Raw genomic sequence first — 16,908 nt, 5'->3', positions numbered from 1 at the left:
CAGTGAAGTATACGATGTTAGCCATCGCATTGGTGTTTGTCAGCGCTTTGATTTATGTGGTGACATTTCCATTTTCTTCCCCGACATACGATTCAGTGACTGAATCGACAAGCGACTTACTCCCTGAGCCAGCTAATCCAGTGGTGCCAGAAATCGTTAATGGGCAAATGACAAACGATGTGGCAGTAGACGTTAGCGTCCAAACATCAAATGACAATAAGGTTGCACCATTGGCTGTCATTGCCCCGATTGAATGGCAATTTGACGAACCATTGGCGCGACATATTCTGTTGTTAAAAAAAGCGGCCCAGCAGGGGGATGTAGAAGCCAGCTTCATTCTCGCTAAAAATTTACGGTTTTGTTATCACGTGCCGAAAACAGAGCAAGACTACGAGACGAAACTCTCCGAGTTATTAGAGTTCAGTGATGCAGACCGCGCCGCTGAGCAACTCACGATGCGATTCGAATACTGTCGTGGTGTAGAAACTAGCGATACTGAGCGATTCTTCGACTACTTGGAATATGCGGTTGTCAATGGATCAGTTTTCGCACAAGAAGAAATGGCTAAGCTGCGCCAAGACTTTTATATGAAGAGCCAGGGATTCTCTCAGCTAGAAAGAGGTGCATTTATCGAAAAGCGCGATGCTTTCCTTGCGCAACGGCACGACGCGTTAAAGGGGGCAGCAATGTATGGGAGTCTTAAAGCGATTGAAACGCTAGCTCGCATGAATGCGACTCAAGAGTTAGGCGCAAACACAGTGGCCCAAGCCTTTGCTTACAATGGGTTAATGTTGAGTTTAACGGACGATAACGAGATATATAATCGCTACACGTGGTTTCAAAACAAACTTATCGAACAAATGACGCCAGAAGAAGAGGCTGTAGCTTATTCGCTACTGGAGGAGTGGAAGGCGACGATTTATCAAAATGGCACCTTATATCCTCGGTAATAAACAATGGGCACCAGTGTCACGTATGAACGTGAACACTGGTTGAGGGTTACAATTAATGTGGTTTGAAGCCTTTTGCAACCTCGAAGATTTGTTCACGCATCCACATATGTGCATGGTCGTGATCGGCACTGACATGCCAGTATAAGAAGTATTCGATAGGCGCAATGTCTACAGGCATCTCATAGATGGCCAAATCGTAATGCTTCGCTAGATGATAAGGCAAACACGCAATCAAGTCAGTTTTGACAATGGCACTTGGTACCGTTAAGAAGTGTTGGCCACGCATGATAACCTTGCGGCGCTTACCAATTTTGTCCAGCGCTTGCTCGATAGGGCCATCACCAGTTTTTCTGTGCGATACATTAATATGACCAAGTCGTAAGAACGTATCCAAATCTAACCCATTTTTTAATGCTGGGTGGTTTTTCCTCGCCATGACCACAAATCTATCTTCCGCAATTTTTTGCTTGCACAGGTGAGGGTCAGTAAAGCCAGACGCATCGGCAAAGAAATCCAAGCTACCACTTGCCATACTCGCAAGAACCTGGCTGCGGTTAATTTCGTAATTAGTCAGGGTTATATTGGGGGCTAAATTTTGCAGACGAGCCATCAAGCGAGGCATGATGCTGGCTTCGAGAAGATCTCTAGAGGCGAAATTAAATGCAATTTCCGCTGTTAATGGGTCAAAGGTATGGCTGTCTTGCACGCTCTTTCTCAACAGGGCTAATGCCTGGCGAGCTGGAACAATAATATTCTGTGCTACTGGCGTAGGTGTCATGCTATGTCCGGTTCTAACAAATAACGGATCGTTCAGCATCTCTCTTAAACGTGCCAATGAATTACTTACGGCCGGTTGAGTAATACACAAAACGTCTGCCGCTTTGGTCAGGCTACCCGCTGTGTATATCGCGTCGAATACGGCGAAGAGGTTTAAGTCAATTCTATTGAGGTTCATCTATAGTATCCCTTTCGATTGTCTTCTCAATCAATTTAACATTTCTATTTATAACTGTTTATTATTATAAATCAATTGCAATATTAAATTCATTGATAGTAATGTAACGAAAAACGACAGAGAAGGGAAGTTATGACCACCTTATTAGATATGAATGTCGGCGATGAGTTTGAACAATCGTCATGGCAGCAAGTCACACAAGACGCAGTAAACTTATTTGCGGATGCAACTGGTGATCACCAATGGATACACATTGATGTTGAACGCTGTCAAAAGGAAAGCCCATTTAAAACGACAATCGCTCACGGCTTTCTGACCGCGTCAATGATGCCCAAAGCGTTTGAAGATATTGTAAAGCCTCACCCATCGATTCCATCCATGTTGAACTATGGCATCAATAGTATTCGCTTTCTCGAACCCGTGAAGGTAGGTGAGTCGGTGAAATACGCGTTTCGCTTAAAGGCGGTGGATGACAAGCCTATGGGCAAGTTATTCACTTTCGAAGGGGAATGCCGAATTCAAGGAAATGAAAAGCCTGCTTTGGTAGGCGAATTTTTAATGCTAGCGATAATTAAACGTTAGAAAAAACGCCTCGTTTTGCTTCGCGCAACCCATTTTGGTGTTGCGGTTGCGCGAATTCACACTTTGTTACTCTGTTTCATTTTGCCTATGCCCACTATTCACATTGTAAATAGTGGGCTATCTCTGTGCTGAAAATCCACTTTAACGTGGAAAAAAGCCGTTTTACCTCACTTTTATCCCTGAAATCACACATTTAATGCGTATCAAACGCCAATTCATCGCTCGTGGTCAGACCATCCGTTTCAATGATGTTTACGTATTACTAACAAAAAATTTACAAATCGCAGGGGCGCACCTAACATTTATTGAAGATGACACCTAAGTCATTGAGACAAAAAAGACAAAGTACAACGATAGCAAAGTTCCAGAGAACTGTTGTAGTGCGTGACGTGAGACTTGTCACAGTCAGTTCATACTGGGAATTTAGGAACACACATTATGAAGCTAAACACCCGAAGAACTGTTTTGGCCACATTAGTGGCGTCTCAATTAGCCCTCGCTGCCCCTACCGTAATTGCACAAGAATCTGAACAGCCCGAAGAAAGCCAAGTTGAGTTGATTCTCGTTACTGGTAGTTATGTGCGTCGCAGTGAGAATTTTGAATCTCCTTCTCCACTCGCTGTAGTGGACAGTGTCGCCATTGACGCCATTGGTGCTAAAAACATTGCGGATATTACACAAACCCTCACTATCAATACTGGTGCGGAAAACAACCCTGATGCGTTCACCCAGAACGCAACGGCTGGTACCTCAAACATCAACCTGCGGGGACTTGGCGTAGCCTCCACATTGGTGCTGCTGAATAACAAAAGACAAGTAGTCAATGCGCAACCGAATAATGAAGGACTAAACTTCGTTGATACCAGTTCTCTGGTCCCCATGATAGCCATCGACAGAATGGAAGTGGTGAAAGACGGTGCTTCCGCGCTCTATGGTTCTGATGCGGTCGCCGGCGTAGTTAACTTTATTACCAAGCGCAATTACGAAGGTATGATGTTTTCTGCGGACTATCAAGACGGTGCGCACGGCAACAATAAAGAATATATTTTACAAGGCTTGTGGGGTGCTGTCGGCGACAGAGGCAGTGTAATGACAGCGATCAGCTACACCAATCGCTCTCCACTGTTTATTAGCGATCGCCGCTTATCACGCCCTCAAGATGATACTAGTGCCTTGGGTAGCCCAGGTTCGTTCTTCCTCGGTGCAACACCTTTTATCGACCCAACAGGTTGTGCTGAGTTTGGCGGGTTCCCGCAGTTGCTGGCGCCAAGTGGTACGGTACCGGGTTTGGAAATCGGATTGTGTGGATTTGATTTCGGTGCAACTTATTCATACGTCCCTGATGAAACGCGAGTTAACGCCTATACAAAAGCGAGTTATGAGCTGACAGATGACATAACATGGGTAGCGGAAATTGGTTATGCGCAAAACCGTGCAGAGCGCGGTGGCTCACCGAGTTTCCCCATCTTGACGGCTCCTGTGGTGCCAGCGGATCACCCCAACAACGTATTTGGCGCCCCGGTAGCGTTTTTTGGCCGAGCGTTAGGTAACGGTTTCCCCGGAGACCCAGCTAATACCGAATCTGAAACGTTCCGCGTCAATATGATGCTGCAAGGTGAGCTAGAAAGTGGTTTCTGGGAGCTGAGTTATACACGAGCAACGAATGATTTCTTGTTCACCGTACAAGATGTACTTAATACCGAGTTCAACTTAGCGCTAAACGGTCTTGGTGGTGGTCAGTGTAACCCATTAACAGGTACACCGGGTCAAGGCGATTGTGAATACTTTAACCCATTTGCTACTTCGTATACGACGTCACCAAACTCGCAATACGTTATCGATTCTTTTATCGGTAGACAAACTATCGACTCGAAATCGGATCTAGAGGTGATGGAAGGTTTCGCATCGTTCGACGTCTTCGATATGGAAGGTGGTGCGGCAGCGCTAGCGATAGGTATGCAATATCGCGAAGAGCAACTCAGACAAGACTATGATGCATTGTCGAATCAAGATAGCTTCACATTCGTCATCGGTAACCCAGATTTTGAAGGTACCTTAGATGTATGGGCTGCATTTGCGGAAATCGCGCTGCCAGTGACTGACGACTTAGACATCCAAGTTGCATTGCGTTACGAAGATTACGGCGGTGTGGTTGGCGATACGCTTGACCCGAAACTGGCGTTTTCTTACCGCGCGACGGATACCTTCTCGCTTCGCGGTTCGGTTTCTACCTCATTCAGAGCGCCAACGGTGTTCTTGAGAGAGGGTGGGGCGACCTCGTTACAACAGCTGGTTGACCCGTTAACGAGTGCGACAGCATTCGTTGCAGTACGTACGTCAGGTAATGAAGACCTTGTGCCGGAAGAGTCAACAGCTTACAACTTGGGCTTTTCGATCGAACCTATTGATGACCTTTCTATCGAACTCGACTACTGGAACTTCGAATTTGAAGATTTGATCATCCAAGAAAATGCTCAAGCGGTAGTAAATGCAAACCCAAGTGATCCTGACCGTATCGTTCGTGCTGGTGACCCAGTGAGTGGGCCTTTAGTTCAGATTAACAATACATACGTCAATGCCAGTTCGCTGGAAACGTCTGGCTTGGATTTTGTCATGAGCTACAAAATTGAAACCGGAGCGGGTAACTTCACACCGTCAATCAATGCGACTTACATCACTAAGTACGACTTAGATGATCCGCAAGGCGGAAGTATTGATGGCGCTGGCCGCCGTAACTTCAACAATATCGGTGTGTCCTCTCCAGAGTTACGAGCTAACATTGGTTTGAACTGGCAGAATGACATTCACGCAGCCAACATCTTCATTCGTTATATCAGTGATTATGACGATGACCAAAACTGCGCAGATGGCACGTCAAATACGATGGGATGTACTAATGGCTTCCGCGAAATTGATAGCTGGGTGTCGGTAGATATGCAGTACAACATCGATATCGGTGGTTTACTTGATACCGAGTCAAGCTACGTGTTGACGGTGGGTGGCATCAACGTTACTGATGAAGAGCCTCCACAAGTATTCACAAACAGTGGATTTGACTCAAAAGTACACGACCCTCGCGGTCGCCAGATCTACGCTCGTTTAGCCGTTGAATTCTAAGCGAAGCAGGTGGATTTGACTAAGCCCGGCTCTGAGCCGGGCTTTTTTGTGTAAAGATTTTACTCCGGTTGTCTTTGGGCACGTATCAACGAAGACTCGAAAAACCGTTCGCATATTCGTATTCTTCCCACTACTAAAACGAAAGGACAGATTCCATGGTTTCAAAATACACAGAAGAACAAATTGTCGCCGCGTTGACTACTTTGAACGAAAACCTTGCGCCAGAAGAACAGTGGCAACGAGACGGTGATAAGCTGACCAAAACATTCAAATTTAAGAGCTTTATCCGTGCATTTGGCTGGATGTCTCAAATGGCGATTTGGGCAGAAAAGCTCAATCATCATCCAGAATGGTTCAATGTATACAATCGCGTTGATGTCACACTGAATACGCATGATGTTGGTGGCCTAAGTGAGTTGGACTTTAAAATGGCCGATAAGATGGAGAAATTCAGAAATTAAGTGGTGTTTTCCGGGTTTTTGATTGTAATTTGGGCAGAAAGCTCAATTTGTCGGCGTTTGGACATAAAAATGCAATATTCTTCTATTGTTCGCTTGCCAACGCCCTGACCCTATGTATAATACGCACCACTTGAAACGAGGCAGTCGTTAGACACTCTTTTCAAAACCAGTTCAGACGCGGGATGGAGCAGTCTGGTAGCTCGTCGGGCTCATAACCCGAAGGTCGTAGGTTCAAATCCTGCTCCCGCAACCAAATTCGCCACAATAAGCAGGTGGTGTGTCTCAGGATAGAGAATATCCAAAAGAGAGTAGATAAGTTCAGACGCGGGATGGAGCAGTCTGGTAGCTCGTCGGGCTCATAACCCGAAGGTCGTAGGTTCAAATCCTGCTCCCGCAACCAACTTATCGCAAACGTGAACAGCAAACTGGTAGTCAAAGAATTCAGACGCGGGATGGAGCAGTCTGGTAGCTCGTCGGGCTCATAACCCGAAGGTCGTAGGTTCAAATCCTGCTCCCGCAACCACATCAAAAGCCTCAGCAATTGCTGGGGCTTTTTAGTTTAATCATCGCTCGTTTACCCAATCTTGATTTAACGCTTAAATCTTGTGACGAAAGGTTAACGATCATTGAGCATAAAATAAGTAGGAAGTCGGCTATAGCTTGCAGACAACCTCCAGCTTTTGAACAATCGATTGTAAAATTGTACAGGGAGATTAGTAGGCTCATTTTAGTGGGGCAGTAGAGTAACCAATTTGCAATGAGTTGAGATCTGGGCACAATCGATAGATACTCTACGTAAAGCATAATTGGATTGTGATTAACATTGCTCAGAATGGACTTAGCAAATAAAAAATACGCGGTAACTACCCCATTGAAAGGTTTACTGGTAGCCTCTTTGCTGCCAGTCTTAGGTCTGTCTTTGACCTCACCCGAAACTATGCTATTTGTAGTCCTTATTGCTGTCCCCTTTAGTCTTTTTTGCATGGCACTGATTGGTGCGCCGCTCTATTTTTTGTTGAAACGCTACAGACTTCTTAATTTCCCTTTATGTATTGTCGCAGGGGTGTTGTGCTCTGTGCCAGGGAGTATGGTGTTTTCATCGTCCGACTTACCGATTGAATTTAGCCTGTCTAATTACATTAGTTTTTCATTGCTCGGTGGCGTTGGAGGATGCCTATTTTGGGCTATATATGCTCGGGTATTTGGCAAAGAGCAAAGGAAGATTGGTTCAGTGTTTGGTTTTGTAATTGCAGCAAGCTTTTCTGCTGCTCTTTCATATGCAAACCAATTTAAAACCATAGAGTATGATGATGGGAAAACATTGACTAAAGGCGTGTCATTTGTGGAATCAAATGAAAGGTTGGTGCCCATAAATGTTGAAGGAGAGCAGGTAATGGTTAGACTCGCTGAACAAGTACCCTACATCTGTAATTGTGAAGTCATTCTTGCAAAATGGCGTGACATGTTCACTCACGAAACCAAGTATTCATTCAGCCATTACCCTCAGGTGCCCAGAGCGCATCATTACAACGTGCTTTCAGAAGAGGGTAAGGCTAAAGTGCCTAGAGACTGCCCGAATGATGGAAAAGTTCTTATTTTCTGATTTTGTGCGTGTTAGCAGGCTAGCCTACTTTCAATAAGTTTGATTACCGATTCAGCCGCATAGTCCTTTGGCATTGCATCAGGTGCAGTAACTGACAGCTGAAAAGCCCCTTCAATCGCTGAAACGATAATGGCGCTTAAATGAGCCACTTCAAAGTCTATTTCAATTTTGCTTGTCCATACGTCAACTATTAGGGCTGACAGGATGTCCAGCTGAGTCTTGATCAGGTTCTGATATATGGTTCTTACTTCATCATGCTTGATCGACTCTGATGCAACAACAATCCATGCCGCCACAATTTGAGGCATTTGTGTTTCACCAGTAGCGAGTCTTGCGTTAACAAATGCTTTAAGTTTCTCCCATGGATCTCGCGCATCATTAAGCATTGCTTGTAATCGTTGCTCAGCCGACGTCGCTATCCAATGTATTGCGGCAATAAGGATGTCTTGTTTGGTTTTAAAATGATAATGAATAAGTCCAGGAGCTAAACCAGCTTGTTTAGCAATGGATTGAATTGAAGCTTTCTCGTAACCGACGTTAGCCATTACTTGCAAAAGAGCTTCCACTATTTCCTGTTTTCGTTGTGCTGTATTTGAAGGTCTACCCATTCATCAAACGTCCGATAATTTTTATTTGGTTATTTAACCAAATTACTTTGCATTATGCGACTTCTTTGTTTATGGTTCATTTATTGGTTGATCAACCAAATAAAGGTTCAAGTAACAGGAGTGCATGTAGATGGATACAGATCTAACGCTGAAGTCGGGTAACAAATGCTTACTGCTGAAAGTTAAACGAGAATTAATACCAAACTACTTTGTTTTAGCCTTTCCTGAAACGCAGGGAGAGCCTTCCGCAAATGAGGTGAGGGAAATGTTAGACATCGGTGTTCAATACGCTAGGGGGCTTTCACAGATGATATTAGGTGATTCTGAAGCGTATTCTGTACTTTATAGCGGATACAGCTCAAGAAGAGAGAAGGGGTGGCATATTCATATTGTGCTACTGGGTAATAGGTGGAAGAAAGCATGGCTGTATTTTGTCCTTTGCGGCAAAAATGTTTTGCAAGCGCTTGGTGTGAGAAAAGATGATGCGCCGAGGTTAATATGAATTTGAAAAAGAGATGGGCGCAATTGATGTCAGAGCTGGGGTTAAAGAAAAACGTTGAAACGTATGAATCGCTGATAGCAGCGTATTCGGAATCCCATCGACATTACCACGATGTAAGCCACTTACAAATGGTCTTGAAACAATTTAAGAGGGTCGAGCAGTTAGCAGAAAACAAAAGCCATGTTGAATTGGCGCTTTGGTTTCATGATGCTATCTACAAACCGTACTCTTCTTCAAATGAACAGGATAGCGCTAACTGGGCGAGTGACTTCTTAATTGCCAATGGTGTCTCAAGTACTGTTGTTGAAAATGTATTAAGGCTGATAATGGCGACATTACACACTATTGACACACACGGTAACGATGAAAAGCTGATTGTCGATATTGATCTCACTGTTTTGGGGCAATCTGCGGAAGTATACGAAAAGTACACGCAAGATATACGGAAGGAATACAGGTTTGTTCCTTCCTTTGTCTACAAAAGGAAAAGACGGGAGATGCTCAGGCAATTTCTGAAAAGACGGGAAATTTATCACTTTAGCCGTTTTAACGCAGAATTCGGTAGTAATGCTCATTGCAACTTGCTTTGGGAGATCAATAATCTATGACCATCAAAAGCCTCAGCAATTGCTGGGGCTTTTTTGTTTCTGGTTTACGCTAATTGATCTTGCGATATTGTGCTGGACTCAATCCCGTTTGTTTCTTGAATAACTTGCTGAAGTGCTGGGGATATTCAAACCCTAAAGCATAGGCTATTTGGCTGACCTGTTCATTTGTCCCCAACAACAGCGTTTTTGCTTGGTCGATTATATTATCTTGGATATGTTGTTGCGCTGTCTTTCCCGTTTCTTTCTTCAATAAGTCACTGAGATAGGGGGCTGACATGTTCAGTTGCTCACTGCAGTATTTAACCGTAGGTAAGCCCTTGTTGATTGCCGCTTCTGACGATAGATAGTCTGCTAGAAGACGTTCAAATTTTGAGACTATGTCTAGGTTTTCGTTAGTTCTGACATAAAACTGCCTATCGTAATACCGGGTACAGTAGTCCAAAATTAGTTCGATGTTCGCTACAACTAACTTCTGTGTGTGCCTGTCTATATGAGTATTCATCTCGTCTTGAATTTTACCCACTAATTCTGAAAGGCTTTTCTTCTCTTTTTCCGATAAATGCAGTGCTTCACTCACGTCATAGGAGAAGAAACTGTAGTCGCCAATACGCTTTCCAAGTTGAGACCTGCGTATCAAGTCAGGGTGAAACAGTAAAATCCATCCACTGGCGCCGACCTCTTGTTGGGTGTCTTTGAAACTCATCGCTTGATGTGGGCGAGTAAAGACCATGGTTCCTTCCTGAAAATCATAGGTGTTGCGACCATAACTAAATGTCCCACTAATACCGGATTTGAGGCTAACTTGATAAAAGTGCATTACATATGTAGCGTCACCATAATCAAATTCAGTGATTTTGTTGTCTATCGGAATCACGGAGACTAGGGGATGCAATGGTGGAGCGAGGCCCAGCGCTTGATGTACTTCGGTGATCGTAGTGAAGGTGACGATATTATTCATCAAGTAACTCCTTCTCAGCTCTTGCTTTAATGGCCTGCGCGAGTGTTTGGTATGCTTCTCCAACAGGCGTTGGATTCCAAAAGGGGACTGCAATACCTGAATAGGCCTCGGTTATTGATAACTGGGTACCACCGTTTTTTTCTTCTAGCAGATAATGGTGGTTGAACGTGAGTATCCCGATAGTCCCTCCGCCTTGATTCAGGCATTTTTCGGGCACTATTTTTTTGACTTTGGTCTCAATGTCATAAGACGTGTTTGAGTCTTGTGCAAAATGATACGTCACTGTAGTCCCCTCATAAAGATGGCCTTCAATTACTTTAAATACAGGATTCCATTGCTCATAGTCTTTTGTATTGGTGATCACAGACCATACTTTATTTACAGGTGCACTGACATGTAGCGTTGTTTTGACTGACTTCTGACCGAGTAATAGCAACACAACTAAAACAGAGGCTAGTGCAGCCGCAATTAAAAACCATTTTGAAGTTAACAAACTATTGTCCTTCTATTTTTGATGCGCAAAAGCGGTAATTCGACTTATTTATATTACGTATTTATCAAACCAGTCTAAGATTGCAGTCGGGTTTTCTCCTAACCATTCATAAGCCGCCCCTCTGTTGACGGCCGCACCACCTTTTTTTCTGGCGATGTCTATCCAAAGTAACGCTTTTTCGACATTCAAGTCTTCGTAAAATTGTTCAATAAACGCCTTATTTAAGTACCCATCATTTTTGTTTTGGATAACTAATGTGGGAACATTGACATCACCAACAAAAGGACGCCAGCTCGTCTCATTGAAGTTGATACCTGTTCTATTCTCGATTGCGCGGTCGGTGCTCTTGGCAATAAAGTTTGGTAGCCCCATTGCTTTAACAAAACAGCTATAGTCCATAGGTTGTACGGATATCATCGTTTTTAACTGATCAAACTGTTTTAATCCATTTTCTTGATGAAAGCCTGAAATTGTTGCGCCTTGTCCCATGCAAATGCTGAGCAGACCGATACTAGCATCGCTATAGTCTGGATGTTCGCAGATAAATCGGGTGGCTGCTATTACGTCCTTGCCTTCTTCCTTGCCCCAAGATACAAAAGGTAAAGTGCCCAATCCGCTGTTACCATGGTTACGAAAATCGTACATAAGTACGGTATAACCAGCATCGTTTAAATATTTTGCTTGGCGCAGGAATCGAATGTCATTAGGGTAGAACTTCATCATTCCCTTTCCTTCACGGGTGTAACCAGAGCGGCTACATTGAACGCCAAAATGAGACTGAATTATGACTTTGTCGGTATGTCCTTTAATTAACCAGCCAGACAGCTGAACGTTGTCATCAGCATAAAATGTGACATCTTCGTAGTCTAAATCATAGTCCGCAGGGTCGTCGAAAACGGGTGCCTGAAATGGGTTGATAAATGTGTCTGCTATCATATTGCCGAACATGGTTTCGTCTCCTCAAAGTTGTTGAAAAGAGAATACAAATGAATTGCAAATTGCACGTATATATATTCCAGAGATTTGTACACATTTTAAAGATCCGCAAATAAGTCAGGCGATGAGCTCATTGTTGGCGACAGATTGAAAATTGTGTTTTTTCAGAAGGCTGTGTGTTGCTTATAATGACTAGTAGCAGTATAATGTGCGCACTTAAGCGGGAGGGTGACTTAGTCATCGCAACGCTTTGCTAATTGCAAGCCCTGCTACATACCAACCCAAGTTACTGTTTTGGTAGTAGCGCAAAGGGTACAGATTTTCGCAAAAAGCCCCGCTAGTCCGGGGCTTTTTGTTGTATCTGCAAGCGGTTTTGAATGATTAAAACCGGTATTCTTGTGTATTGGGCGTTAGGCCCTTTTTTCGTTTTTGGAGGTAGGCATTGTCTAAGCTTGAGCAAAGACTAACCGACATGCTCGAACCGGCAGTCGAAGCATTAGGCTTTGAACTGGTTGGTGTTGAGTTTGTTAGAGCGGGTAAACATTCGATTCTTCGTGTGTTTATTGATCATGAAAATGGAATAACCGTTGATGATTGTGCGGACGTTAGTCACCAAGCCAGTGCAATTCTGGATATCGAAGATCCGATCAGCACAGAGTACAACTTAGAGATTTCATCACCTGGCATGGACAGACCTTTGTTCAAAGAATCGCATTATGAAGCGGTTGTTGGTGAAGAAGTAAGTGTTAGGTTGTCAGTACCAATGGACAATCGACGCAATTTCAAAGGACGTTTACTGTCATGCGAAAATGGTGTGGTCAGTATTGAAGTGGATGGCCAGCAGTTCCAGTTAGCTGTGGCGAATATCGAAAAAGGTAACGTTGTTCCCACATTCGACTAATGGAACAGCATCGCTTTCAATTTATGGAAGCAAAAGTGAGGCGAAAATGAATAAAGAAATTTTGTTAGTGGCAGAAGCCGTTTCAAATGAAAAACAAGTGCCTAGAGAGAAGATTTTTGAAGCATTGGAGTTTGCGTTAGCCAGTGCCACCAAAAAGAAAAACGAAGGCGAGATTGAAGTTCGCGTATGTATCGATCGCGAAACAGGTGATTTTGATACGTTCCGTCGCTGGTTGGTTATTCCTGACGATCAAGAACAAGAAAACCCATTTGCCGAATTGACATTCTCTGCGGCGCAAATTGACGAACCAGAAATCGAAATCGGCGATTATGTAGAAGAGCAAATCGAGTCAATTGCATTTGACCGTATTACGACGCAAACCGCGAAGCAAGTTATCGTGCAAAAAGTACGAGAAGCAGAGCGTGCGCAAATGGTTGCTGAATACGAAGACAAAGTCGGTGAGCTTGTCACAGGTACAGTTAAGAAAGTCAATCGCGACAATATCATTATCGATTTGGGTAATAATGCTGAAGGTGTTATCTATCGCGATGACATGCTACCTCGTGAAACGTTCCGTCCAGGTGACCGTGTTCGAGGCCTACTTTATGTTATCCGCCCTGAAGCGCGCGGTGCACAATTGTTTATCAGCCGCACGCATTCAGACATGCTGGTTGAGTTGTTCCGTCTAGAAGTACCTGAAATCGCGGAAGAAACACTTGAAGTTAAATCGGCAGCACGTGACCCAGGCTCGCGAGCAAAAATTGCGGTTAAGACTAACGATAAGCGTCTAGACCCAGTTGGAGCTTGTGTTGGTATGCGTGGTTCTCGTGTACAAGCGGTTTCTGGCGAACTAGGCGGTGAACGCGTAGATATCGTTCTTTGGGATGAAAACCCAGCACAATTCGTAATCAATGCAATGGCACCTGCTGAAGTGGCGTCAATTGTTGTTGATGAAGATAGCCATATGATGGACGTAGCGGTTGAGTCAGACAATCTGGCACAAGCTATCGGTCGCAGTGGCCAAAACGTTCGCCTAGCGAGTCAATTGACGGGTTGGGAATTGAACGTAATGACAGTGGAAGACCTCAACAAGAAACACGAAGAAGAAAACGCGAAAGTGTTGAGTGTTTTTGTTGACGGCCTAGACATTGATGAAGACTTCGCATCTGTACTTGTAGACGAAGGCTTCGCGACACTAGAAGAAGTTGCATACGTTCCTGTAAATGAGCTTCTTGCCATCGACGGCATGGATGAAGACACCGTTGAAGAGTTGCGTAATCGCGCTCGCGCGGCGCTAACGACTCAAGCGCTAGCAAACGAAGAAACCCTTGAAGGTGCAGAGCCAAAAGAAGAGCTACTAAACCTTGAAGGTATGGAACGACACGTCGCTTATGTACTTGCAAGCCGCGGAATCACCGACCTTGAACAGTTGGCAGAGCAGGGTACAGATGAAATTAGCGATATTGAAGAACTGGACGAAGAAAAAGCCGGTGCCCTAATCATGGCAGCGCGTAACATCGTTTGGTTTAGTGAAGAATAGTAGGTCAACAGGGGGATATACACGTAATGGCAGAAGTATCGATTGAAAAACTCGCCAGTGACATTGGGACTACAGTTGACCGACTGGTAAGCCAATTTAAAGACGCCGGTATTACGAAAAAAACCGACGACAATGTGACTGAGGACGAGAAACGTCAATTGCTTGATTTTTTGAGCAAGCAACATGGTGGTTCTGGTTCTGGTGAGCCCAAGCGAATGACCTTAAAACGTAAAACGACTAGCACGATTAACGTTGGTAAGTCGAAAGAAGTGAAAGTTGAAGTTCGCAAAAAGCGCACCTATGTGAAAAGAACAGACGTAGAAGAGCAACGTTTGGCTGAAGAAAAAGCAGCCGAAGAAGCTCGACTACAGCTTGAAGCAGAAGAGAAAGCGGCTGAAGAAGCCCGTCTTGCTGCTGAAGAAAAAGCACGTAAAGCAGAAGAAGCCAAAAAAGCGGCGGAAGAAGCACGTAAGGCTGAAGAACGCCGCCGTGCGGAGCAGGCTAAACTTGCAGAAGAAACAGAGCTAACGCCTGAGCAGATCGCAGAACAAGAAGCCGCTCGTCAGGAAGAAGAGCGTTTGCGTAAGCAACAGGAAGAAGAAACGCAGAAGAAGCTGGAAGAAGAAGCTCAAAAAGCGGCGGAAGAAGCACGTAAACTTGCTGAAGAAAATGAGCGTCGCTGGAAGGAAGAAGAAGAGCGTCGTAAGAAAGCTGAAGCAGAAGAAGTGCATCTTCACTCAAACCGCTACGCGCAAGAAGCTGAAGACGAAGAAGACATGCAGGTTGAACGTTCTTCACGTCGCCGTAAGAAGTCTAAAAAGCAAGCTGCTGCAAACTTGAAGCAAGGTTTCAATAAGCCTGCACAGCCTGTTGAGCGTATCGTTAAGCTTGGTGAAACGATCACGGTTGGTGAGCTGGCAAGCCGTATGGCTGTGAAAGCGAATGAAGTTATCAAAACCATGTTCAAAATGGGTGAGATGGCGACAATTAACCAAGTGTTAGACCAAGATACTGCAGTACTTGTCATCGAAGAGATGGGTCATAAGTACGAGTTGGTGAATGAGAACGCACTTGAAGATGAGTTGTTGGCAGACACAGCGCGTGGCGATAAAACCACACGTGCACCTGTTGTTACCATCATGGGTCACGTTGACCACGGTAAAACGTCACTACTTGATCACATTCGTCGTGCGAAAGTGGCTGAAGGTGAAGCGGGTGGTATTACCCAGCACATCGGCGCATACAGTGTAGAAACGGATAGTGGCCGTATCACTTTCTTAGATACACCAGGACACGCGGCGTTTACTGCAATGCGTGCACGAGGTGCCACAGCAACTGATATCGTTATTTTGGTTGTCGCAGCGGATGATGGCGTCATGCCTCAGACAAAAGAAGCGGTTCAGCACAGTCGTGCTGCAGGTGTGCCGCTAATCGTTGCGGTTAACAAAATGGATAAAGAGACTGCAGACCCTGATCGCGTGAAAACTGAACTATCTCAACTGGAAGTTATTTCAGAAGAGTGGGGTGGTGAGCATCAGTTCGTTAACGTATCAGCCAAAACAGGTTTGGGTATTGATGAATTGCTAGAAGCCATTTCACTTCAAGCAGAACTACTTGATCTTCAAGCCGTCAACAAAGGCCCAGGTCGCGGTATCGTTATCGAGTCACGCTTGGATAAAGGCCGTGGTCCTATCGCGTCTGTACTGGTTCAAGAAGGTGAGCTGCGCTCTGGCGATATCTTGCTATGTGGTGAAGAGTATGGCCGTGTTCGTGCAATGCGTGACGAAAACGGTAGAGAAGTGAAACTCGCAGGTCCATCGACGCCGGTCGAAGTACTGGGTCTTTCAGGTGTACCGATTGCTGGTGAAGACGCGCTTGTTGTTCAAGACGAGCGCAAGGCGCGTGAAGTGGCGGCAAAACGTCATCAGAAGAAGCGTGAGCTCAAACTGGCTCGTCAGCAGAAAGCGAAGCTGGAAAACATGTTTGCAAACATGGAGTCTGGTGATATCAGTGAATTGAACATCGTGCTTAAAGCTGACGTTCAAGGCTCTGTAGAAGCGATCTCTGAATCACTAATGAAGCTTTCGACGGAAGAAGTTAAAGTTAACATCGTTGGTAGTGGCGTTGGTGGTATTACCGAAACAGATGCTAGCCTTGCCGCAGCGTCTAGCGCAATCGTACTCGGTTTTAACGTTCGTGCCGATGCAACAGCACGCCGTGTAATGGAAGCCGAAGAAATCGACTTGCGTTACTACAGCGTAATCTATGACTTGATTGATGAAGTTAAGCAAGCGATGAGCGGTATGCTTGCACCTGAATTCAGACAAGAGATTATTGGTCTTGCTGAAGTTCGTGACGTCTTTAAATCTCCGAAGCTTGGCGCAATCGCGGGCTGTATGGTTGTTGAAGGTAACGTTAAACGCAGTAATCCAATCCGTGTACTTCGTGAAAACGTGGTTATCTACGAAGGTGAACTCGAATCACTGCGTCGCTTTAAAGACGACGTTCAAGAAGTTCGTAACGGCATGGAATGTGGTATCGGCGTTAAGAACTACAACGACGTGAAAGTCGGTGACCAAATTGAGGTCTTCGAAATCGTCGAGGTTGCTCGCGAGATTTAATTCTCCAACAGCAATTGATGAAATTGAGACGGGGGCGGCGATGCCCCCGTTTTTCGTATTTTAGATATCT

General features: G+C 44.8%; 15 protein-coding genes and 3 tRNA genes. 13 read left to right on the top strand and 5 right to left on the bottom strand.

All coding sequences use genetic code 11. The features are described from left to right. Nucleotides 1-2: 2 nt before the first annotated feature. Entirely contained in the window at nt 3-950 is a 948-nt protein-coding gene (locus AC27G9_RS04240; RefSeq protein ID WP_487071353.1) for a hypothetical protein, read from the top strand. Nucleotides 951-1,005: 55 nt separating this feature from the next. Here AC27G9_RS04240 and AC27G9_RS04235 read toward each other — a convergent pair whose 3' ends face one another. After that, entirely contained in the window at nt 1,006-1,908 is a 903-nt protein-coding gene (locus AC27G9_RS04235; protein ID WP_487071351.1) for a LysR family transcriptional regulator, read from the bottom strand. A gap of 132 nt (nt 1,909-2,040) precedes the next feature. Here AC27G9_RS04235 and AC27G9_RS04230 point away from each other — a divergent pair, with 132 nt between their 5' ends. From AC27G9_RS04230 to AC27G9_RS04200, 7 genes are all read left to right on the top strand, one after another. Then, complete coding sequence (locus AC27G9_RS04230; protein ID WP_487071349.1) at nt 2,041-2,490, top strand: MaoC family dehydratase; 450 nt, start codon at nt 2,041-2,043, stop codon at nt 2,488-2,490. A gap of 438 nt (nt 2,491-2,928) precedes the next feature. After that, nucleotides 2,929-5,607, top strand: coding sequence for a TonB-dependent receptor plug domain-containing protein (locus tag AC27G9_RS04225; protein ID WP_487071347.1), 2,679 nt, complete (start codon nt 2,929-2,931; stop codon nt 5,605-5,607). 155 nt (nt 5,608-5,762) lie between these two features. Further along, nucleotides 5,763-6,068 carry a 4a-hydroxytetrahydrobiopterin dehydratase gene (locus tag AC27G9_RS04220; RefSeq protein ID WP_487071345.1) on the top strand — a complete coding sequence of 102 codons (306 nt, stop codon included), beginning with the start codon at nt 5,763-5,765 and terminating at the stop codon, nt 6,066-6,068. A gap of 176 nt (nt 6,069-6,244) precedes the next feature. Beyond that, nucleotides 6,245-6,321: transfer RNA gene (locus tag AC27G9_RS04215), tRNA-Met, on the top strand. A 70-nt stretch (nt 6,322-6,391) separates the two neighbouring features. Then, nucleotides 6,392-6,468, top strand: a tRNA-Met gene (locus AC27G9_RS04210). Between the two features lie 46 nt (nt 6,469-6,514). Next, nucleotides 6,515-6,591: transfer RNA gene (locus AC27G9_RS04205), tRNA-Met, on the top strand. A gap of 309 nt (nt 6,592-6,900) precedes the next feature. Then, on the top strand, nt 6,901-7,671 hold the full coding sequence (locus AC27G9_RS04200; protein WP_487071343.1) for a hypothetical protein: 771 nt from the start codon (nt 6,901-6,903) through the stop codon (nt 7,669-7,671). 11 nt (nt 7,672-7,682) lie between these two features. Here AC27G9_RS04200 and AC27G9_RS04195 read toward each other — a convergent pair whose 3' ends face one another. After that, nucleotides 7,683-8,279 (bottom strand): TetR/AcrR family transcriptional regulator, encoded by a 597-nt coding sequence (locus tag AC27G9_RS04195; RefSeq protein WP_487071341.1) that lies wholly within the window; start codon nt 8,277-8,279, stop codon nt 7,683-7,685. Nucleotides 8,280-8,409: 130 nt separating this feature from the next. Here AC27G9_RS04195 and AC27G9_RS04190 point away from each other — a divergent pair, with 130 nt between their 5' ends. Further along, the gene (locus AC27G9_RS04190) at nt 8,410-8,781 is read left to right on the top strand and encodes a hypothetical protein (RefSeq protein WP_487071339.1); all 372 of its coding nucleotides are present in this window, start codon (nt 8,410-8,412) and stop codon (nt 8,779-8,781) included. Continuing rightward, nucleotides 8,778-9,389, top strand: a complete 612-nt coding sequence (locus AC27G9_RS04185) for an HD domain-containing protein (protein ID WP_487071337.1) — start codon at nt 8,778-8,780, stop codon at nt 9,387-9,389. The genes AC27G9_RS04190 and AC27G9_RS04185 overlap by 4 nt, the downstream gene beginning before the upstream one ends. A gap of 49 nt (nt 9,390-9,438) precedes the next feature. Here the strand turns inward: AC27G9_RS04185 and AC27G9_RS04180 are convergent, their stop codons facing one another. Genes AC27G9_RS04180 through AC27G9_RS04170 form a run of 3 tightly spaced genes read right to left on the bottom strand, consistent with a single transcriptional unit; the run spans nt 9,439 to nt 11,788 of the window. Next, nucleotides 9,439-10,347, bottom strand: coding sequence for a helix-turn-helix domain-containing protein (locus tag AC27G9_RS04180; RefSeq protein ID WP_487071335.1), 909 nt, complete (start codon nt 10,345-10,347; stop codon nt 9,439-9,441). Next, nucleotides 10,340-10,840, bottom strand: a complete 501-nt coding sequence (locus tag AC27G9_RS04175; protein ID WP_487071333.1) for an SRPBCC family protein — start codon at nt 10,838-10,840, stop codon at nt 10,340-10,342. The genes AC27G9_RS04180 and AC27G9_RS04175 overlap by 8 nt, the downstream gene beginning before the upstream one ends. Before the next feature lie 48 nt (nt 10,841-10,888). Then, complete coding sequence (locus AC27G9_RS04170; RefSeq protein WP_487071331.1) at nt 10,889-11,788, bottom strand: alpha/beta hydrolase; 900 nt, start codon at nt 11,786-11,788, stop codon at nt 10,889-10,891. 430 nt (nt 11,789-12,218) lie between these two features. Between AC27G9_RS04170 and rimP the strand changes: the two genes are divergently transcribed. Genes rimP through infB form a run of 3 tightly spaced genes read left to right on the top strand, consistent with a single transcriptional unit; the run spans nt 12,219 to nt 16,838 of the window. Next, nucleotides 12,219-12,677 carry a ribosome maturation factor RimP gene (rimP, locus tag AC27G9_RS04165; protein ID WP_487071329.1) on the top strand — a complete coding sequence of 153 codons (459 nt, stop codon included), beginning with the start codon at nt 12,219-12,221 and terminating at the stop codon, nt 12,675-12,677. A gap of 46 nt (nt 12,678-12,723) precedes the next feature. Further along, nucleotides 12,724-14,217: a transcription termination factor NusA gene (gene nusA / locus AC27G9_RS04160; RefSeq protein WP_487071327.1), complete on the top strand. Its 1,494-nt coding sequence runs from the start codon at nt 12,724-12,726 to the stop codon at nt 14,215-14,217. Between the two features lie 26 nt (nt 14,218-14,243). Continuing rightward, nucleotides 14,244-16,838 carry a translation initiation factor IF-2 gene (gene infB / locus AC27G9_RS04155; RefSeq protein WP_487071325.1) on the top strand — a complete coding sequence of 865 codons (2,595 nt, stop codon included), beginning with the start codon at nt 14,244-14,246 and terminating at the stop codon, nt 16,836-16,838. The last annotated feature ends 70 nt before the right edge of the window (nt 16,839-16,908 follow it).

Source organism: Alteromonas sp. 5NS40-0096, from assembly GCF_057544385.1.
The sequence above is the reverse complement of the archived record's forward strand: the minus strand, read 5'-3'. Positions and strand labels throughout refer to the sequence as shown.